Below are 18,816 nucleotides of genomic sequence, written 5' to 3'. Positions count from 1 at the left end.
CCGCTCGCGGCTAGCGCACCGCGCAGAGCGCGAGGCGGAAGCCGATGGTGTAGTCGAGCCGTCCTGGCGAACCGCCGCCGCGGGCGGCGGAGCGGCCGAGCTGCGCGCCGGTGCGCCAGCTGCCGCCGCGCGCCATGCGGTAGTAGCCGCGTTCGGGGCCCGTCGGGTCGGTGACCGTGCCGCCCGGGTAGTTGCCGTACCAGTCGTAACACCATTCGAGTACATTGCCGGTCATGTCGTGCAGGCCCCAGGCGTTCGGCCGCTTGAGACCCACGGCATGCGTGGTGCCGTCGCTGTTGCCGCTGTGCCACGCCATCGCGTCAGGCTCGCCCGGATACGCGCCGGTGGTGCCGGCGCGGCAGGCGTACTCCCACTGCGCCTCGGTCGGGAGGGTGTAGGCTTCCTGCGCGGAGAGCCGGCCGGCCGCGCGCTCCCGTTCGGTCAGCTTGCGGCAGAACGCCATCGCATCGATCCACGACACGCGCTCGACGGGATGGGTTTTCCCGGCGGTGCTGAACGTGCTGGGATTCGCGCCGGCGATCGCCTCGTACTGCGCCTGGGTCACCTCGGTCCGTCCGAGCCAGAACGGCTGCGTGAGCGTCACCAACATCCGCGGTGCCTCCGCCTTGTTGCGCTCCGGTTCCTCCGCAGCGCTACCCATGGTAAACGTGCCGGGTTCGATGCGGATCAGCACCAGGTCGAGATCGGCGATGACACGTTCACGGGATTCGACGGGGGCGGGAGCAGACGCGGCGGCGCGAAGGGGCGCGGTCGTGATTCCGCAGAGCAGCAGACTGAGACTGAACGGTCGGGACAGACGCAGGAGGGCGGCGGCGAGAGGAACCAGGGCAGCGAATCTCATGGAATGGAAGGATGCCCGCGTGAAAAACTCCTTCCGCCTCGAACGAGGCAGGCGGCAGGGTGGGGTTTGCGATGCAGGCGACGCAGCAGAGTGTGCCGATTCCAGGCGATCGCGGCACGGCGTTTTTTGGCGAAAGCTGGTGGATTGTTGCTTCGCTGTCGTCGACGTGCCCCGGGAGCGCAGGCGGGACGCCTGCGCTCCCGATCGTCCTTGGCCGCGCTAGATCGTCGCGGGGCTGAGCGGGATAAACTGCGGGTGCCGCTCGATTCGCTGCTCGAATTCGAGGCGTGCTTCCGGCGACAGCGTTGCCGGCGCCTTCGAACTGCTCCGTCGCCATCGCGTCAGCCACTTCTCGCCCAGCAATTGGGGCCCGCGGGGATGGAGCCGGGCGCCGTCGGCCCGGGTGAACGCGATGGTCGTGTCCGCCTTTGGTCCGGTGCCCACGCCTTCGCCGACAAAGAAGCCGGCGCTCAGCAAAGCCACCCGCGCCGCGGTGGCGGCGGAATAGGTGTAGAGTTCCGCCGGCTTTGAAGCGCAGGCGGCGATGAGCCGCGTGAAGGTCTCCACGGTCCACAATGCCGAATCCGTTTTAAAGGAGAAGGGATCGTAGAAGATCAGGTCCGGCGGCCGGGCGGTGCCGAAGAGCGCGAGAAAATCTCCGTGCAGCAACTCCCAGTGCATCCCGCCCGACCGATGCGACCATTCGCCCCGGTTCAGGATGGCTTGGGGCGCACCGTGCCGCACGTGTGGAAAATAGCCGGCCTTGCTGGCGGCGAGGCGCAGCGGATCGAGGTCACACTCGAAGCTGACGAGCCGCAGCGGGCGGAGCGGGCGTCCGGCGGCTTCGGTATGGCAGCGTTCGAAGCAGCGCAGCACGGCCATGGCGTTGGTCGCGGCACCGAGCCCGACGTCCCACACGACCAGTTCGGCGGTGGTCGCTTCGCCGGTCGTGAGGCGCTCGGCCAACGCTGACTGCTCGACGTAGAGCCGGTTGGCTTCCTCGTCGGGCTGATTGATCGAATGCATGACCTCGCCCGAGCTGATCTGACGGACGCTGTTGAAGCCGCCCGGCCCTGGATGAATCTCGTAGTCACCGAGCCGCGGGTAACGAAATTCCTGCGCCGGCTTCGGTTTCACGCTGGGATTGAGCTCGTCGGTCCGGGCGAGCTCCCGCCGCATGCGTTCGTAGAACGGAAGGAACGCGTCGGCCAGAATGCTCGCCCGCATCGTTCGCATGAGATCGTGATAGAACGTCAGATTGTGAATCGAAAGCAGGTGCCAGCCGAGCAGTTCGTCGGACTTCACGAGGTGATGCAGGTACGCGCGCGAGTGTTCGCGGCACGCCTGGCAGGTGCACGTGGGATCAAGCGGTTCCTCGGAGAATTTGTACACCGCGCGTCGGATGTGCAGCCGGCCCTGCGACGTGAACACCGTGCCGCGCTGCGCCAGCTGCGACGGGATGATGCAGTCGAACATGTCGACGCCCCGATGCACGGCCTCGAGGATATCGAGCGGCGTGCCGACGCCCATCAGGTAGCGCGGCAGATGCTTGGGCAGGTGGGACGTGGCCACGCCGGTGAACTCGTAGCGTTGCGCCGGCGTTTCGCCCACGGCGAGACCGCCGATGGCGAGGCCGTCGAAAGGCAGTTCCCGCAGGAATTCCGCGCTGCGTTTTCTCAGCTCAGGGAAGCACGCGCCCTGCACGATGCCGAACAGCGCCTGCGGTGAATCGCCGCGAGCCGCGAGCGATCGTCGCGCCCAGCGATGCGTGAGCTCCATCGCCGCCTCGGCTTCGGCGAGCGGGGCGGTCGACGGGATGCACTGATCGAGCACCATCATGATGTCGCTGCCGATCGCCTTCTGCATGTCGATGCTCGTCTCCGGCGAGAGCAGGTGCACGTTGCCGTCGACGTAACTCTGAAACGTCGCGCCGTCCTCGGTCATCCGGCGCGATCCTGGCAACGAGAAAATCTGAAATCCGCCCGAGTCCGTCAGCACGGGGCCGTCCCAGTTCATGAACCGGTGAATGCCGCCGATCTTGCGGAACACCGCCGGGCCCGGGCGCAGCAGCAAGTGAAACGTGTTCGCGAGCAGCACGCGCGATCCCGTGGCCTTCAGCGTGTGAATCGTCTGGCCCTTCACCGTGGCCTGCGTCCCGACCGGCATGAAGATCGGCGTCTGCACGGTGCCGTGCAGGGTCTGGAAATGGGCCGCGCGGGCGCGGGAGCCGGTGGCTTCTCGTTCGAGGGTGAAATTCAGGCGGGACATGGCGTGGTGCGGAGGGAGCGGAATCTCACTGTGACTTTGGCGCACATGCGACGCTTCTTTGTCGGGCCCGTCGCGCCGCACTGAGACGGCTATCCGTCCGGCCCGAGTTGCGTTTCCGTAATTCGTCGCTCCCTTCACCTTCCACTCCGCCTCGTTGTCGTCTCCATCCATGCATCACGCTTCGCTCTTCACTCCCGTCACCCTGGGCACCCTAGCGCTCCCGAATCGCATCGTCATGGCCTCGCTCACGCGCTGCCGGGCCGATGCCGCTCATGTGCCGACTGACATCATGGCGACCTATTACGCCCAGCGCGCCAGCGCCGGGCTCATCGTGGCGGAGGCAACCATGGTCATCGAAGGCAATTCCGCCTTCGGCGGACGCGAACCGGGCATTTACTCGGCGGCGCAGGTGGCAGCTTGGAAAAAAGTCACCGACGCCGTCCACGCCGCCGGCGGAAAAATCTTTTCGCAGCTCTGGCACGGCGGGCGCGCCTGTCATTCGCTGTTGAACGGCGGTGCGCAACCGGTGGCGCCGAGCCCGCTGCGCATCACCAATGACGAGACGCACACGCCGCAGGGCAAGAAGCCGTACGAGATTCCGCGCGAGCTGCGCGATGACGAGTTGCCGGGGATCATCGCCGGTTTTCGTCACGGCGCGGAAAACGCCAAACTCGCGGGCTTCGACGGCGTCGAGCTCCACGGTGCCAATGGCTACCTGCTCGATGAATTTCTGCGCGACGGCAGCAACCAGCGCAGCGGCCCGTATGGCGGCTCAATCGCCAACCGTGCGCGGCTGCTGCTCGAAGCCGTCGACGCCGCCGTGTCCGTCTGGGGCGCGGGCCGGGTCGGCGCGCGCATTTCGCCTCTCAACAGCTACAATGACATGAAGGACAGTGATCCGGTGGCGATCACGAGTCACGTGGCCACGGAGCTCAATCGGCGCGGGATTGCCTATCTCCACGTGATGCGCGGCGATTTCTTCGGCCTGCAGAAGGCCGACGTGGTTACGCCGGCGCGTGCCGCGTTCAAAGGCGCGCTCATCGGCAACATGGGTTACTCCGCGGCCGAGGCGGCGCAGGCGGTCGAGGCGGGCACGCTCGCAGCGGTCGCGTTCGGCCATCACTACGTCAGCAATCCTGATCTCGTGGCCCGGGTGCGCACCGGTACGGCGTTCGTCGAGCCGGACAGCAAGACGTTCTACAGTCCGGGCGCGCGGGGCTATACGGACTATCCGGCGGCCGTCGCGGCCTGAGCGGTCGGTGGGAGGTGACCGTTGGGAAGTAACCGGTTCGGACCTGAACGGTGGGGACCTGACCGTTGGAAGTGGCCGTTGGGAAGTGACCGTTGGGACCGCGACCGCCCTCGGTCGCTTCCGGCCGGCAGCGACCGGGGGCGGTCGCGGTCCCAGGAATTAGTCCCAATGACTCGTCACGCCATACCCTTGGCCTTCAGCAAAGCGGCGAGTTCAATCGGATCCGCCACGCCCTTCACGGTGTTGAGGTGACTCAACACGACCATGCGGTCGTCGGGGCCGCAGGTGGAAATTTCGATCATCCAGTCCTCGGTCTTCGGCGCGGCGACGATCACTTCGTCCGCCCACGCGATCACTTCGGAGGCTTCGATGAAGCCTTTCGTGATGCCTTGAATGTAATACTCCGCCTTGGTCCGGTAATTCATCGCGGCCACTGTTCCGCGGTGACGGGTGCCTGCCAAGTGCGAAAGGCCACCCGCGAGGGCGAGAACTAGCCGCTCGCCCGCACGGCCCAGCGGAGTTTCGCGGAGACGCTGCGCGGGTTCGCCCGGCGTTCCTCCGGACCAGCCCGCACGAGGTCGTCGTTGGTCGAGGCGTAGATCCCCGACCGCACGCCCTCGCGAAACGCCTGTTTCACGCGCCGGTCTTCGCCGGAATGAAACGTCAGAATGGCTACGCGGCCGCCGGCCTTCAGGCACGAGGGCAGGTGACGCAAGAACATGTCGAGCGCGCCGAATTCGTCGTTCACTTCAATCCGGATCGCCTGAAATACGCGGCGGATGCAGGCGTCGTCCGTCGCGTTGTCGTGGCGCGGATTGTGTTCATGCAGAATCGTCCGGATCGCCCGGGCCAGCTGCAGCGTCCGCGTGAACGGCGTCTGGCTCTGCTGCGTCGTGATCGCGCGGGCCAGCAGAACGGCGTGGGGTTCGTCGGAGTTGTCGGTCAGCGCGGTCGTCAGCGCCTTGACCGTGACGCTCGCGAGCCAGTCCGCAGCCGAGGGCGCGCGCGTGGGATTGAGCCGTAGATCGAGCGGGCAGTCGGTTTTGAACGTGAAACCGCGCACCGGATCGTCGAGCTGCATCGACGAGACGCCGAGGTCCGCGAGAATTGCATCGACGCCATCAAGCCCGAGCTGCTGCAGCACTTTGGGCAGGCCGGCGAAGTTGGAGCGCACCGCGGTGAACGCCTCCTCGCTCCAACCGTCGGCCCGGAGACGGGCCGTGGTCTTGGCGTGTTCCACGGGATCGACGTCGAGTCCGATCAGACGTCCCCCCGGCGCGAGGCGCGCGAAAAGCTCCTGGGCGTGACCGCCGAAGCCCAGCGTGCAGTCCACTGCGCTCTCACCCGGCTGCAGCGCAAGGACAGTGAGAATCTCCGCGACCAGGATCGGACGGTGCGTGCCGGCCGGCGTTTTGCCGGAGGCGATCACCTTCGCGACGTCGGCTGCGTAACGCTCGGGATTGTGCTCCTTGTATTTGTCCTGGAAACGCTGCGGGTTTTTGCCGGCGTAGCGGGTCCGGCGGCGGTGGATCGAGGGTGCCGCCGCGGGCAAAGCAGGAGACGGCGGCGAGGCGGAGGACGGGTTTTCGTGAGTGGACATGCGTGAGCGGTGCAGACCTCGTAACGACGTCCGGGGGCAAACGCCATCGGCGAACACAGCTGGCCTGATTTTTATGCCGGCAGCGGGGGCGGTGCCGTGGCGGCGATGTATCAGCTGGCGATGGCGAAACCGCGCGCGAAGAAGAAGCGGTGAACCGACGGGCCGCGCGGGTCGCGCAATCAGAATCGCGGAACACGCGCCGATTGGGCTTCGGCCGCCGCGCGCAGTTTATCCTTTTTGTTCGGCCGTTTCCCCTTGATGCCGCCAGTGGGCGGGGCGGGAACCTCCGTCTGGATCGGCTCGAAGCCCGCGATCTGTTCGCGCGGCAGGCTGAGGCCGTGGCGTTTTTCAATCAGCCGGAAGTGCGCATGCGTCTCGGCGCTGATGAAGTTGATCGCGATGCCGGTCTCTCCGGCACGTCCGGTCCGACCGATGCGGTGCGTGTAGTCGTCGGCCGAACGCGGCAGATCGAAATTCACCACGACCGGAAGCTTCGCGATGTCGATGCCGCGCGCCGCGAGATCAGTGGCCACGAGAATCTGCGTGCGGCCTGCCTTGAAATCGGCGAGCGCGTCGGTGCGCGCGCCCTGGCTGAGTTCGCCGTGCAGGGCGTCGGCGTTGAGGCCGGCCCGGCGGAGTTTGTCGGCGACGTGTTCCGTGGCGTACTTGGTGGCGACGAACACCAGCACGCTCGGCCACTTGGCGTCCTCGACGAGCTGCCGGAGCAGTTGGGTCCGGCGCGGGGCGTCGACTTCGATGGCGCGCTGCGCGATGTCGGGCTGGGTCGCCGGCGCCGCGGGCACATCGAGGCGCGCCGGATTGCGCAGCAGGCCGGTGGCAAGCGCTTCCACCGCGGCCGGAAACGTGGCCGAAAAAAGGAGGCTCTGCCGTTGCTCCGGCAGGAGCGCGACGATGCGGCCGAGTTCGGCGCTGAACCCGAGATCGAGCAGCCGATCGGCTTCATCGAGTACCAGATGGCTCACGGCCGAGAGCGAGACCGCGTTGTGTTCCAGCAGATCGATCAGGCGTCCGGGCGTGGCCACGAGTACATCGGCGCCGCCGCCGAGCGCCATCATCTGGGGATTGATTGAGACGCCGCCATAAACGACCAGGGTCTTGAGCGGCTCCGGCAGAAACCGCGCGTAGCGGCGCAGCGACTCACCGATTTGCGCAGCCAGCTCGCGGGTGGGAACGAGAATCAGCGCGCGCGTGAAGCGCCCGGGCCGTCGCGGCGCCGCGCTGAGCCGTTGCAGGAGCGGAAGCGCAAAGGCGGCGGTTTTGCCCGAGCCGGTCTGGGCCGACGCCCACACATCGCGTCCGTGCAGGATCGCGGGAATGGCACTCGCCTGAATGGGCGTTGGCGCGGAGTACTTTCGTTCCGCGATGGCGCGCAGCAGCGGTTCGGAAAGGCCGAGGGCGGAGAAAGGCATGTGCCAGCAATCCTAACGGCGGTTCACGCGTCGAATCGAATGCAATCGCGGCGTAATACCAATCGCTCTTTGCCTTTGGACTTTAGCCGTGGCTACGAGCGCCAGCGAGTGGTTGTTCGGCCACTCGCTGGCGCTCGTAGCCACGATCGATCCAGAAGTCCAAGAGTAAGGAGCGATTGGTATAGGCCAGCCGCAGTGGCGGTACCCGCGGGCACGAAAAAGGCGGGATCCCTCGGATCCCGCCTTGGGAGTTTTCAGCTGTGCTCGCCGGTCGACGCGACGCTGCGCTCAGAGCGTCGCGAGGATGTCGTTCAGTGTCTTGCTCGGCCGCAGGGCGGCGTTGGCCTTCGTGTCGTCGGGCTGATAGTAGCCGCCGATATCGCTCGGCTTGCCCTGCACGGCGATCATCTCGGCGACGATCTGCTTTTCGTTCGCAGTGAGTTTCTCCGCGATGGGCGTGAAGAGTGCCTTCAACTCGGCATCCTTCGACTGCGCGGCCAGGGCCTGGGCCCAATAGAGCGCGAGGTAGAAATGACTGCCCCGGTTGTCGATGCCGGCGCCGACCTTGCGGGCGGGCGACTTGTCGTACTCGAGGAACTTGCCGTTCGCTTCGTCGAGGGTTTCAGCGAGCACTTTGGCTTTGGCGTGATTCTGCGTGATGCCGAGGTGCTCGAACGACGCGGCGAGCGCGAAGAACTCGCCGAGCGAGTCCCAGCGCAGGAAGTTTTCCTCGGTGAACTGCTGCACGTGCTTCGGCGCGGATCCGCCGGCACCCGTCTCGAAGAGGCCGCCGCCGTTCATCAACGGAACGATCGACAGCATCTTCGCGCTCGTGCCGACCTCGAGGATCGGGAAGAGGTCGGTGAGATAGTCGCGGAGCACATTGCCCGTGACGGAAATCGTGTCCTGGCCGGCCTTGAGGCGCTCGAGGGTGGCCTGGCAGGCGGCGGCCGGCGGGAGGATTTTGATGTCGAGGCCGTTCGTGTCATGCTTCGCCAGATACGTCTTCACCTTGGCGATCACCTGGGCGTCGTGCGCGCGTTTTTCATCGAGCCAGAAGATCGCGGGCGTGTTCGAAAGGCGGGCGCGATTCACGGCGAGTTTCACCCAGTCCTGGACCGGCGCGTCCTTCGTCTGGCAGGCGCGCCAGATGTCACCGGTTTCGACCGCGTGCGAGAGGAGGATTTCAGATTTGAAATCTGAGATCTGAGATTTGTCACCGGGCACGGTGACGACCTGGATCGTGCCGTTGCCCGGGGCCTGGAAGGTCTTGTTGTGGGAGCCGTATTCCTCGGCGGCCTGGGCCATCAGTCCGACATTGGGCACCGTGCCCATCGTCTTCGGATCGAAGGCGCCGTGTTTCTTGCAGAAGTCGATCGTGGTCTGGTACACGCCGGCGTAGCTGCTGTCCGGAATCACGCAGAGCGTGTCCTGGCCCTTGCCAGCGGCATTCCACATCTGGCCCGAGGTGCGGATCATGGCCGGCATCGAGGCGTCGACAATGACGTCGCTCGGGACGTGGAGATTCGTGATGCCCTTGTCGGAGTTGACCATCGCGACGGCGGGACGCGCGGCGAAGACGGCCTTGATGTCGGCTTCGATGACGGCGCGCTCGGCCTCGGGCAGGGACGCAATCTTACCGAGGAGATCGCCGAAGCCGTTGTTCAGATCGACGCCCAGCTGCGTGAGGGTGGCGGCGTGTTTCGTGAAGAGGTCCTTGAAGAACACACGGACCGCGAGGCCGAAGATGATCGGGTCGGAGACCTTCATCATCGTGGCCTTCAAATGCAGCGAGAAGAGCACGTCGTCTTTCTTCGCCTGGTTGATCTGCTGGGCGAAGAACGCACCGAGCGCCTTCCGGTTCATGAACGTGCCGTCGATGATCTCACCGGCCTTGAGCGTCGTTTTCTCCTTCAGGACGATCGTCTGCGCGGCCTTCGCGATGGCCTCGGGCGTGGCACCGGCGGGCGGGGCGGCCGGAATGAATTCGATGCGCACGACGGTGTCGGCGGGAACCGTCACCGACTTCTCGTTGGTGAAAAAGTCATCCTTGCCCATCGTGCCGACCGAGGTCTTCGACGTCGGCGACCAGGCGCCCATGGAGTGCGGGTGCTTGCGGGCGTAGTCCTTGACTGCCTTCGGCGCACGGCGGTCGGAGTTGCCCTCGCGGAGCACGGGATTCACCGCCGAGCCCATGACCTTCGTGTAACGCGCCTTGGCATCCTTCTCGGCGTCAGTCTTCGGCACCTCGGGGAAATCGGGAAGCGCGTAACCCTTCGCCTGCAACTCGGCGACGGCGGCCTTCAGCTGCGGCACGGATGCGCTGATGTTCGGCAGCTTGATGATGTTGGCCTCGGGCTTCAGCGTGAGCGCACCGAGTTCGGCGAGCGCGTCCGGGACGCGTTGCGCGGCCGGCAGGAGATCGGAAAACGCGGCCAGGATGCGGCCGGCGAGGGAGATGTCGCGCGTTTCCACCGCCATGCCCGAGTGCTTCGTGAACGCCTGGACGATCGGCAGAAAGGAATAGGTGGCGAGCGCGGGGGCCTCGTCGGTCTTGGTGTAGATGATGGTCGGTTTCGCGGACATGATGAGGAAAGTGTGGGGGAAAAGGGAGCCTGCGAGCTAAGCGCCCCGGGTGGCACGGTCAAAGGCAATTGCTGCGCGGTTCTTGCGACGAGCCGCGCCCCAACACCGCGGCCGGCTGCTTTTGTTTTGGCGTGATGGATTCCTTCGCTACGGTCCGACCACCCCATGATTCCCCTTCTGAAATCGGTCCTCGCCGCGGGCGTTGTTGCAGCCTGGTCGGCTCCTCTGGTCATGCGTGCCGCGAGTGCAACGGCACCGATCGATACCTCCGGCTTCAACGACTCCGCTCATCACTGGCGCAGCATCAAGCAACCGGAGCGAATCATGCAGGCTGAGCCGAACCAGCCGTCGCACGCGCCGGGCGACGTGCGCGCAATCGCGGGCAACCTGCTCCTTTTCCAACGCTCGAATGGCGGGTGGCCGAAGGACTACGACATGCTGGCGGTGCTGACCGAGGCGCAGAAGAAGCTGATCCGCGACACGCGCGACAATACCGACACCAGTTACGACAACCACACCACGCATCCGCAGGTCGAATACCTCGCGCGGGCGTTTGTCGCGACGCGGGACGAGGCGTACCGCGCGGCGTGCGTGCGCGGCCTGGCCTTCATGCTGGCATCGCAGCACCCGAACGGCGGCTTCCCGCAATGGTGGCCGAAGAAGGGGGACATCGCGAAGCGCATCACGCTCAACGACGGGGTGATGATGGGGATCCTCAACGTCCTGAAGAACGCCGCGGATCGCACGCCGCAGTTTGTGTGGCTCGATGAGCCGATGCGCGCGCGGGCGGCCGACGGCGTCGCCCGCGGCACCGCTTGCCTCGTGCGCATGCAGGTGAAGGCCGGTGGAGTGCCGACCGGCTGGGGCCAGCAGCACGATGAGACGACGCTCGAGACGGTCGGCGCGCGGACGTTTGAGCTGCCGTGTGTGTCGCCCGCGGATACGACCGAGGTCGTGCGCTTCCTGATGCGTGACGAACGTCCGTCTCCGGAGATCGTGGCGGCGGTGGAAGCTGCGGTGACATGGTTGAAAAAGGTCCGGCTCGACGGCATCCGCGTGGAGCGCGTGCCCGCGCCCAAGGTGGAGTTTGTCCGGCACACCAGCGAGTTCGACGTCGTGGTCGTGCCGGATGCCAAGGCCCCGCCGCTGTGGGCGCGGATGATCGAGCCCGGCACGGACCGGCCAATCTTCGCGAGCCGCGACGGCGTGAAAGTGTATTCGCTGGCCGAGGTCGACCGGGAGCGCCGGACCGGTTCCGGCTGGTACGTGACCAACCCGCTGCGACTGATCGAGCGCGACTATCCGAAATGGGCCGAGGCGCGCGCGAAGCGTCGGTAGATCGAGCGGTTTCTCATAGCGAAACCGTCCGACGTGCGTACAGTGGCGCCGAATCTTTTTTCTCCGCGATGAAAACGCTCCTCACCTTCTTTCTTCTTTCGGCCGCCTGCGCCTGCGCCCAGGTCGAAACCCTCAATTTTGGCGCGCGCGGCAAATTGGTCATATACCTGCCGGGAGAATGGAAATCGACGACGACCGACATGGCGGGGCAGTACACGCTGACGATCTCGCCGAAGAAGGAATCCACCAATGCGTCGTGCACCATCACGGTGACATTTCCCGACGTTGATCGCTACGACACGCGGATGCGGCTGAAGCTGCGGGTGGAAGCCGATTCGTATTCGGCCGCCGAGGGCTCGGTGGAGGGCAAGGCGATCGCGAAGGAGTTCCTGCTCCGGAGCGGCTACGGTTTCTACTGCAGCTTCACCGACCCGGAACTGCGCGGCAAACCGTCACAGCCCGGCAACTACAAGGTGATGAGCACGGGGAAAATCCGGCTGTCGCCCGAAGTGTTGATTGATGTGACGATGCTCGCCGACGGTTTCAAGGAAGAGCCGTACCAGCAACTGCTCGGCGCGATTGAGGGGATGGAGTTCACGCCCGGTCGCGGTCGGTAATAGGCCTGCGCTCCCGAGGCGCTCGTGTTGGGCTTCGGGGGGTTCACCCGACGACGGTCAGGATGATGCCGGCGAGCACGCCGAGGATGGCGGGCAGTTTCTTGCGTCCGTTCAGTTCGCCGAAGAGCAGCATGCCGCCGGCGAACGCGACGAGGATGCTGCCGCGGCGCAGGCTGGCGACGACGGACACGAGCGACTCGGGGTCGCGCAGCGCCGTGAAGTAGATGAAGTCACAGACGAGCAGCGCGACCGAGACCATCGGTACGCTCCAGCGCCAGTGAAACTCCTGCCGCGGCCACCAGCGGAGTTTCCAACCGATCGCGAGCGGCAGGAAGAGCAGCGCGAGGTAGATGGAAAACCACGCCTGCACCGTCGAGGCGGTGAACTGCGCGTGGCCGAGGAGGTATTTGTCGTAGAGACCGCTGACGGTGCCGAAGAGCGTGCCGGCGAGGAGCCAGCCGATCCATTTGTTGCGATGGAAGTGAATGCCCTCGGCGCGCCCCGCGACCGAGAGGCCGAAGAAAGAGCCGAGCGTAATCAGGATGCCCAGCATCTCGAGCCACGAGGGGCGTTCGCCCAGCACGAGCAGGGCGCCGAAAAGGGTCCAGATCGGGCCGGTCGCCTTGATCGGCGAAGCGATGGACACCGGCAGTTGCTTGACCGCGAAGTAGGAGCACACCCACGACGTGGCGACGATGGCGGACTTCAGGATCAACTGGCCGTGTTGGTGCAACGTCATCGGCTCCACGACCAGGCTCGCCGGTAGCACGCCCGGCGCGGCCGCGGCAAAGCTCATCAGCGCCAGCCAGATCGTCGCGCTGCACACGTTGGCGAAGAACAGCACCGGCAACACGGCGTTGTCGCGGACTGCGTGCTTGGTAAACAGATCGTAGCAGCCGAGGAAGAAGGCTGATACGAGACTGGCGACGATCCAATGCATGCGACCGTTCAGGGTGCCGGTCCGGCCGCGGGTATCGCAAGCGTGGAGACAGCGCGGCCTGAACCCGGGAGCGCCGGCCTCCGGCCGGCATCGGAGCGAAGCAGGCGGGACGCCTGCGCTCCTGTTCAAGGGGGTTGGGGGCCCCCCGCCTACATCCATCGGTGACTGACTCGCTCAGTCGACGTCCGGCTATTTCTTGGCCGCCGGCGGCGCTTTCGGCGTCGCGGCCGTCACGAGCCGAATCACGTAGTACGCGGCCGGTGTGGTGCCGACGTTGCGGAAGCCGTGCAGATCATTCGACGTGAGCAGGCTGACCGAGCCGGGACCGGCCTGCTGGACCTGATCGTTGATCAGGAACTCCATCGTGCCTTCCTTCACGATCACGATTTCGTCATCGGGATGACGGTGCGCCCCGTGCAGCGCGTCGCCGGCGCGCACCGAAGTGACGTGGCAGGTGAGGCTCTCGAGCGTGACGGTTGATCCCTTCAACACCTCCCGCCGCTCGCCGACCTTCGTCGGTTGCACGGGCATCTTCGTCCAGTCGAACACCGCCGACGTCCGCGTCGGTTTCGCGTTGTGCTTGCTCGCGTCGTGCGTCGCGGCCGAAGCCAGATTGATCACCCAGTAGGTCGCGCGCGTGTCGCCGACATTGGTCACGGCGTGGGCGTCGTTCGACGCGTAGAAGAAAACCGAACCGGCTCCGGCGCGCTGCGTCTGGCCGTTAATGTGCACCTCGAGCGTGCCGTCCTTGACGATGATCAATTCCTCCTGCGGATGCCGGTGCGGCGCGTGCGACGCCTTGCCGGGATTCAGCGTGGTGATGTGGCATTCGAAAACGTCGAGCGTCGGCGTGGCATGGTTGGCCACGTCGCGCCGCTCGCCGTTGGGCGTCGTCTTTACCGCGAGGTCATCCCATTTGAAGACGGTCGAGCGGAGCATGGGCTTGGCCTGTTTTTGACCCTGAGCGGGTTGGGCGGCGAAAGCCGCCGTAGTCAGCCCGACCAGCAGGGAAAGGATCGTGACGAAATGCGTCCGGCGCGGGTTCATGGGGTGGGCGAGGATGGGTCTGAACGGCGGGGCGACGCAATGCGGACTTTCGAGGTGACATCGCCCAGGCGACCACGCACCGTGCCCACCCCGCTGTGACGCTTTTCGCTTTCTACGCCGTCGTAATCACCCTTGGTATCCTAAGCATGGGCTTTCAGCTGCTCGCTTCGCGCCTGCTGAACCCGCACTTCGGTTCGTCGATCATCGTGTGGGCGTGGCTGATCTCCACGTTCCTCGCCGCGTTCAGCATCGGCTCGATGGTGGGCGGCGTGATCAGCAATCTGCCACCGGACGCCCGCCGCCGCGGTCAGTTGGCGGGTGCGATTCTTGCGATTGTGACGCTCGCGTTCACGGCTGTGTATGGTCGCGCGATGCTGGGCCACATCGAGGAAGCGTTTCCCGAGGTCAGCACGGCGCTGCTGGTGTCGTGTCTGGGCATTTTCTTTCTGCCGGTCACCGCGCTTTCGCTCTTTGGTCCGCAGTGCGTGCAGTTCCTGGCGTCGCGCGGCACGCCGCCGGGCAAGGCGTCGGGCATCGTTTACGGCGTGAGCACGCTCGGGAACATCGCGGGCGTGATGCTCACGGCGTTTGCGCTCATTCCGCACCTGCCGGTGTCGACTCTGCTGTATGTGTGGCTGGGTGTCGCGGTGTTGAGTCTCGCGGCCCTCGTGCGATTGCTGCGCGTTCCTGTTTCCTCATGAAATCACTGCGCTTCCTTCTCGGCCTTGCGGCGTTGCCGGCGGCCGGCGTTGCCGCCGAGGGCAATTTCGTCGAGCACTTCGACACGATCTACAACAGCCTGACGGTGGAAAAGCGCGGCAGCATCGTTGAGTTGCGCGCGCGGGCCCGCGGCAGTGAGGCGCTGGAGTCGGCCGTGGATCTCAGCGATCCGCTGCAACTCGTGGTGCACTACACGCGGTCGCTCTACGGCGCGCTCTATCTCCAGCCGAAACCGGAACGCGTGCTCATGATCGGCCTGGGTGGCGCCGGCTTTCACCGTCTGTTCATGGCGGCGTATCCGGATTCGTTGCTACAGACCGTGGAACTCGATCCAAAGGTGCTCGAGTTGTGTGAATCCCGGATGCAGTTCAAGCCGACGGCGAAGACGCCGGTCACGATCATGGACGGTCGCATGTTCGTGAAGCGCGATCGCCAGCAGTGGGACTGGCTGGTCCTCGATGCGTTTCGCGGCGGGTTCGTGCCGCCGCACTTGAAGACGGAGGAATTCTACCGCGAGTGCGCCGCACGGCTGACTGAGCGCGGCGTGTTCGTCAGCAATCTCCACGCGACCAGCCAGCTGTATTATTCCGATCTGAAGACGATTCAGAAAGTCTTCCCGCAGGTCGTGCTCTTTGAAGTCGGCGGTCGCGGCAACGTCATCGCGTGCGCGGTGAAGTATCGCGAACCGGTGATGACCGATCCCTCGCGGTGGGTGTCGGCGTCGAGTCTCGCGAATCCCGCGTTTGCCGGCCGCCTCGATCTCGAGGGCATCAAACGTGAGTATACGCCGTTGCCGGTGGCGCAGATTCGGGCCGGCCGCGTGCTGACGGATGACTTTGCGCCGGTCGAATTCCTCGACGCGTTGAAGTCGAATAATTCAGACCGGAAGAAGTAAGCGGTCGCCGGGTCTGAGAACCGGCCTAGACGAGCGGAAACAGTTTCGCGGCGAGCATCACGATCAGCGATCCGACGATGCCCATGAGGGTGAACATCACGGACATCGTGCGGAGCGTTTCGCGCTCGGTGAGTCCGCTGGTCTTGCACACGACCCAGAAGCCGCTGTCGTTCATCCACGGCGTGATCTTCGAGGCGCAGCCAATCGTCAGCGCGAGATAAACCGGATGGAAGCCGAGCGTGCCGGCCGAGGCGAACGCGCCGAGAATGCCGACGCTCGTGACCATGGCCACGGTGGCGGAACCCTGCGCGGTGCGAATCAGGGCGGTGACCATGAACGCGAGCGGCAGCACGCCGATGCGATATTCGCGCGCCAGGCCCTGGATGCGTTCGCCGACGCCGGTTTCCTGCAGCACGCCGCCGAACACGCCGCCGGCAGCGGTCACGAGAATGATCATGCCCGCATCGGCGAGCGCGGACTGCACGGTGGATTTCACCACTTTCGGATCGCTGCCCGGTCGCGTGGCGACGGTGGCGAGCGCGATGGCCGCGGCGATCGCGAGGGCGATGTTGGGATGCCCGAGGGCATCGATCCAGCGGTTCAACTCCGGCGACACCGTCACGATGTCCGCGATCGTCGAACCGGAAATCAGGATGACCGGCAGAACGATGGGCGCCATCGCGAGCCAGAACGGGGGAAGCTCGGAATCGGGCCGCTCGACCTGGGGCGCGAGCGTGGCGTCATCGGAACCGGAGCGTGCGTCAATCGGCCAACGGCGGTTGGCCCACCAGGCATAGGCGAGGCCGAAGCAGGCGGTGAACGCACTGAGAATGAGCCCCGCCACCATCATCGTGCCGAGGTCGACCTTGAGGGCGTTGGCCGCGAACAGCGGACCGGGCGTGGGCGGCACGAGCGAGTGCGTCATCGTCGTGCCCACCGCGATCGCGAGAACGTAGAGCAGGTAGTTCTTCCCGGTGCGCACCGCCATCGCGCGCGCCAGGGGAATGAGCAGGAGGAACACCGTGTCGAAAAACACCGGCACCCCGAGCACGAGCCCGCTGGTGGCAAACACGAACGGCGAGCGTTTCTCACCGAAAAATCCGAGCGTGGTTCGCACGATCCGGTCGGCACCGCCGCTATGCAGCAGACACACGCCGACGATCGACGCCATGGCGATGAGCACACCGAGACTGGTGCAGGTGTTGCCGAATTTAGCGGCCAGTTTTGCGCCCAACGGTTCCTGGGCGCGGGCCGTGGCCTCCGCCTGCGGCCGCTTCTGCGCGAGCACCGACTGCTCGATGTACGACTTTGGCGTCAAGGCCGACACCACGATGGCCGCGGCGAACAGCGCGATGAACGCGTGCAGCTTCAGGAAAACAATTCCGCCGATGACAATGACGACACCGATCAGCAGGAGAAGAAAAGGATCCATGGGGTATGGGAACAGGAGCCGGTGCGGCGGCGGGGAAGGGCACGAGTCAGCCGGGATTCGGAATCGATGCAAGCCATGAGCCGGACGATGACAGCCGCGTCGACGCGCAAGACCGGTGACAACGGAGCGGCACTCGGAGTCGAGGCTGAATGCGAGCGAAGGTCTTTCCCGGCCGGCTTCGAATTTTTATTTTGAAGCAGCCACCGGGGCATCCATGAAGGTGTCCTCCTTTCTCCGCGTTTCCTCGCTTCCTGCTTCCACTCTCATGTCCCTCTTCATCGGCATCGATTCCGGCACCCAAAGCGTCAAGGCGGTCGTCCTCGACCTCGACACCCGCGTCGTCATCGCGGAAGCCCGCGCCCCGCACGCCCTCATCAGCGGCCTGCCGGTCGGGCACATGGAGCAGCAGCCGGAAGCATGGGTCGCCGCGCTCGATCAGGTGATCCTCGAGGTCGTCGCGAAGGTCGATGCCTCGCGCGTGCGCGGCATCGGCGTTTCAGGTCAGCAGCACGGTTTCGTGCCGCTCGACGCCGGCGGCCGGGTGATTCGGCCGGCGAAGTTGTGGTGCGACACCAGCACGACGGCCGAATGCGCGCTCATCACAAAGAAGCTCGGCGGCCCGAAGGCGGCCGTGCGCAAGACCGGCAACCTGATCCTGCCGGGCTTCACTGCGCCGAAGATTCTCTGGCTGAAGCGCCACGAGCCGGCGAATTACAAGCGGCTGCGTCATGTGCTGCTGCCCCATGACTACCTGAACTTTCACCTGACCGGGAATTACTTCATGGAGTGCGGTGACGCCAGCGGCACCGCGTTGATGGACGTGCGGAAGCGTGCGTGGTCGCGCGATGCGATTGCGGCGATCGATCGCAATCTCGGTGACTGGCTGCCGCCGTTGAGCGAGTCACATGAAGCGGCCGGCACGCTGCGGCCCGAGCTTGCGGCGCGTTACGGACTTTCAACCGATGTCGTCGTCAGCGCGGGCGGCGGCGACAACATGATGGGCGCGATCGGCACCGGTAACGTGTCGCCCGGCGTGATCTCGGCGAGCTTCGGCACGAGCGGAACGATCTACGCGTTTGCCAATCAGCCGGTCGTCGATCCGCAGGGTGAGATCGCAGCCTTTTGTTCATCAACCGGCGGCTGGCTGCCGCTGCTCTGCACGATGAACGTCACGACCGTGACCGAACAGGTGCGCACGCTGTTTGGCGTCGATCACGCCGGCCTCGAAGCCGCGGTGACGAGCGCGCCGGTCGGGGCGAACGGACTCGTGCTGCTCCCGTATTTCGCGGGTGAACGCACGCCGAATGTGCCGGACGGCACCGGCGCGCTGCTCGGACTCAACCAGGGTTCGTTGAATCGGGGTGCAATGGCGCGCGCGGCGATGGAAGGCGTGACGCTCGGCATGAACTACGGGCTGCGCCGGCTGGCGGAGCTCGGCGTGAAGGCGAAGGAGATTCGCGTCACGGGCGGCGGCGCCAAGTCGGCCGCCTGGCGCCAGATCATGGCCGATGTGTTTGGCGTGCCCGTGGTCGGGATGAAGGAGGACGAGGGCGCGGCGCTGGGCGGCGCGTTGCAGGCGGCGTGGTGCGTCGCTCGACGTTCGGGTCAGCCGAAGGCGCGGCTCACGGATTTCACCGCAGGCATCGTGGCGCTCAACGAAGCGACCCGTTGTCTGCCGAACAAGGCCAACGTTGCGCGTTATCGCGAGCTGCAGGCGCTGCAGGACGAACTCAGCGGCGCGCTGCGCGGCGTCTTCGCGCGGCACCGGGCGTTGCAATTGGGTTGATATCCCCCGGGAGCGCAGGCGTCGCGCCTGCCTCTCAAGGCAG

Annotated in this window: 15 protein-coding genes; 6 read left to right on the top strand and 9 right to left on the bottom strand. The window is 65.6% G+C overall.

All coding sequences use genetic code 11. From position 1 onward, the window contains the following. Positions 1–10: 10 nt before the first annotated feature. Both ACLJEU_RS16235 and tgt read right to left on the bottom strand, forming a co-directional pair. Positions 11–862: a formylglycine-generating enzyme family protein gene (locus tag ACLJEU_RS16235; protein ID WP_414660469.1), complete on the bottom strand. Its 852-nt coding sequence runs from the start codon at positions 860–862 to the stop codon at positions 11–13. Positions 863–1,081: 219 nt separating this feature from the next. Beyond that, a complete protein-coding gene (gene tgt, locus ACLJEU_RS16230; protein ID WP_414660470.1) occupies positions 1,082–3,130 on the bottom strand; it encodes a tRNA guanosine(34) transglycosylase Tgt in 2,049 nt (682 codons plus the stop codon). 169 nt (positions 3,131–3,299) lie between these two features. On the opposite strand from tgt, the gene ACLJEU_RS16225 reads away from it, so the two are divergent. After that, positions 3,300–4,382: an alkene reductase gene (locus ACLJEU_RS16225; protein ID WP_414660471.1), complete on the top strand. Its 1,083-nt coding sequence runs from the start codon at positions 3,300–3,302 to the stop codon at positions 4,380–4,382. A 176-nt stretch (positions 4,383–4,558) separates the two neighbouring features. Here ACLJEU_RS16225 and ACLJEU_RS16220 read toward each other — a convergent pair whose 3' ends face one another. From ACLJEU_RS16220 to ACLJEU_RS16205, 4 genes are all read right to left on the bottom strand, one after another. Continuing rightward, on the bottom strand, positions 4,559–4,807 hold the full coding sequence (locus ACLJEU_RS16220) for a hypothetical protein (RefSeq protein ID WP_414660472.1): 249 nt from the start codon (positions 4,805–4,807) through the stop codon (positions 4,559–4,561). A gap of 65 nt (positions 4,808–4,872) precedes the next feature. Next, positions 4,873–5,982 carry a 16S rRNA (cytosine(1402)-N(4))-methyltransferase RsmH gene (gene rsmH, locus ACLJEU_RS16215; RefSeq protein WP_414660473.1) on the bottom strand — a complete coding sequence of 370 codons (1,110 nt, stop codon included), beginning with the start codon at positions 5,980–5,982 and terminating at the stop codon, positions 4,873–4,875. 179 nt (positions 5,983–6,161) lie between these two features. After that, entirely contained in the window at positions 6,162–7,412 is a 1,251-nt protein-coding gene (locus tag ACLJEU_RS16210) for a DEAD/DEAH box helicase (protein ID WP_414660474.1), read from the bottom strand. A gap of 288 nt (positions 7,413–7,700) precedes the next feature. Further along, entirely contained in the window at positions 7,701–9,998 is a 2,298-nt protein-coding gene (locus ACLJEU_RS16205) for an NADP-dependent isocitrate dehydrogenase (RefSeq protein WP_414660475.1), read from the bottom strand. Between the two features lie 165 nt (positions 9,999–10,163). Here ACLJEU_RS16205 and pelA point away from each other — a divergent pair, with 165 nt between their 5' ends. Together pelA and ACLJEU_RS16195 are read left to right on the top strand one after the other, a co-directional pair. Continuing rightward, positions 10,164–11,336, top strand: a complete 1,173-nt coding sequence (gene pelA, locus ACLJEU_RS16200) for a pectate lyase (RefSeq protein WP_414660476.1) — start codon at positions 10,164–10,166, stop codon at positions 11,334–11,336. A 68-nt stretch (positions 11,337–11,404) separates the two neighbouring features. Next, on the top strand, positions 11,405–11,953 hold the full coding sequence (locus tag ACLJEU_RS16195) for a hypothetical protein (RefSeq protein WP_414660477.1): 549 nt from the start codon (positions 11,405–11,407) through the stop codon (positions 11,951–11,953). 43 nt (positions 11,954–11,996) lie between these two features. Here ACLJEU_RS16195 and ACLJEU_RS16190 read toward each other — a convergent pair whose 3' ends face one another. Together ACLJEU_RS16190 and ACLJEU_RS16185 are read right to left on the bottom strand one after the other, a co-directional pair. Continuing rightward, entirely contained in the window at positions 11,997–12,893 is an 897-nt protein-coding gene (locus ACLJEU_RS16190) for an EamA family transporter (RefSeq protein WP_414660478.1), read from the bottom strand. A 189-nt stretch (positions 12,894–13,082) separates the two neighbouring features. Continuing rightward, positions 13,083–13,940: a cupin domain-containing protein gene (locus tag ACLJEU_RS16185; protein ID WP_414660479.1), complete on the bottom strand. Its 858-nt coding sequence runs from the start codon at positions 13,938–13,940 to the stop codon at positions 13,083–13,085. 95 nt (positions 13,941–14,035) lie between these two features. On the opposite strand from ACLJEU_RS16185, the gene ACLJEU_RS16180 reads away from it, so the two are divergent. Both ACLJEU_RS16180 and ACLJEU_RS16175 read left to right on the top strand, forming a co-directional pair. Continuing rightward, positions 14,036–14,641 (top strand): fused MFS/spermidine synthase, encoded by a 606-nt coding sequence (locus ACLJEU_RS16180; RefSeq protein ID WP_414660480.1) that lies wholly within the window; start codon positions 14,036–14,038, stop codon positions 14,639–14,641. After that, positions 14,638–15,555 (top strand): fused MFS/spermidine synthase, encoded by a 918-nt coding sequence (locus ACLJEU_RS16175; RefSeq protein ID WP_414660481.1) that lies wholly within the window; start codon positions 14,638–14,640, stop codon positions 15,553–15,555. Before ACLJEU_RS16180 ends, ACLJEU_RS16175 begins: the two co-directional genes overlap by 4 nt. 25 nt (positions 15,556–15,580) lie before the next feature. Here the strand turns inward: ACLJEU_RS16175 and ACLJEU_RS16170 are convergent, their stop codons facing one another. Next, on the bottom strand, positions 15,581–16,987 hold the full coding sequence (locus tag ACLJEU_RS16170; RefSeq protein ID WP_414660482.1) for a GntP family permease: 1,407 nt from the start codon (positions 16,985–16,987) through the stop codon (positions 15,581–15,583). 265 nt (positions 16,988–17,252) lie between these two features. On the opposite strand from ACLJEU_RS16170, the gene xylB reads away from it, so the two are divergent. Next, positions 17,253–18,773, top strand: coding sequence for a xylulokinase (gene xylB, locus ACLJEU_RS16165; RefSeq protein WP_414660483.1), 1,521 nt, complete (start codon positions 17,253–17,255; stop codon positions 18,771–18,773). Positions 18,774–18,816: the final 43 nt, after the last annotated feature.

This window comes from Terrisphaera buseokensis, assembly GCF_047521145.2.
Classification (GTDB): domain Bacteria; phylum Verrucomicrobiota; class Verrucomicrobiia; order Opitutales; family Opitutaceae; genus ER46.
The sequence above is the reverse complement of the archived record's forward strand: the minus strand, read 5'-3'. Positions and strand labels throughout refer to the sequence as shown.

Bases quoted from the DNA above. Each gene is read 5' to 3' on its own strand.
- ACLJEU_RS16235 (WP_414660469.1), bottom strand. From the start codon at position 862: ATGAGATTCGCTGCCCTGGTTCCTCTCGCCGCCGCCCTCCTGCGTCTG.
- tgt (WP_414660470.1), bottom strand. From the start codon at position 3,130: ATGTCCCGCCTGAATTTCACCCTCGAACGAGAAGCCACCGGCTCCCGC.
- ACLJEU_RS16225 (WP_414660471.1), top strand. From the start codon at position 3,300: ATGCATCACGCTTCGCTCTTCACTCCCGTCACCCTGGGCACCCTAGCG.
- ACLJEU_RS16220 (WP_414660472.1), bottom strand. From the start codon at position 4,807: ATGAATTACCGGACCAAGGCGGAGTATTACATTCAAGGCATCACGAAA.
- rsmH (WP_414660473.1), bottom strand. From the start codon at position 5,982: ATGTCCACTCACGAAAACCCGTCCTCCGCCTCGCCGCCGTCTCCTGCT.
- ACLJEU_RS16210 (WP_414660474.1), bottom strand. From the start codon at position 7,412: ATGCCTTTCTCCGCCCTCGGCCTTTCCGAACCGCTGCTGCGCGCCATC.
- ACLJEU_RS16205 (WP_414660475.1), bottom strand. From the start codon at position 9,998: ATGTCCGCGAAACCGACCATCATCTACACCAAGACCGACGAGGCCCCC.
- pelA (WP_414660476.1), top strand. From the start codon at position 10,164: ATGATTCCCCTTCTGAAATCGGTCCTCGCCGCGGGCGTTGTTGCAGCC.
- ACLJEU_RS16195 (WP_414660477.1), top strand. From the start codon at position 11,405: ATGAAAACGCTCCTCACCTTCTTTCTTCTTTCGGCCGCCTGCGCCTGC.
- ACLJEU_RS16190 (WP_414660478.1), bottom strand. From the start codon at position 12,893: ATGCATTGGATCGTCGCCAGTCTCGTATCAGCCTTCTTCCTCGGCTGC.
- ACLJEU_RS16185 (WP_414660479.1), bottom strand. From the start codon at position 13,940: ATGAACCCGCGCCGGACGCATTTCGTCACGATCCTTTCCCTGCTGGTC.
- ACLJEU_RS16175 (WP_414660481.1), top strand. From the start codon at position 14,638: ATGAAATCACTGCGCTTCCTTCTCGGCCTTGCGGCGTTGCCGGCGGCC.
- ACLJEU_RS16170 (WP_414660482.1), bottom strand. From the start codon at position 16,987: ATGGATCCTTTTCTTCTCCTGCTGATCGGTGTCGTCATTGTCATCGGC.
- xylB (WP_414660483.1), top strand. From the start codon at position 17,253: ATGTCCCTCTTCATCGGCATCGATTCCGGCACCCAAAGCGTCAAGGCG.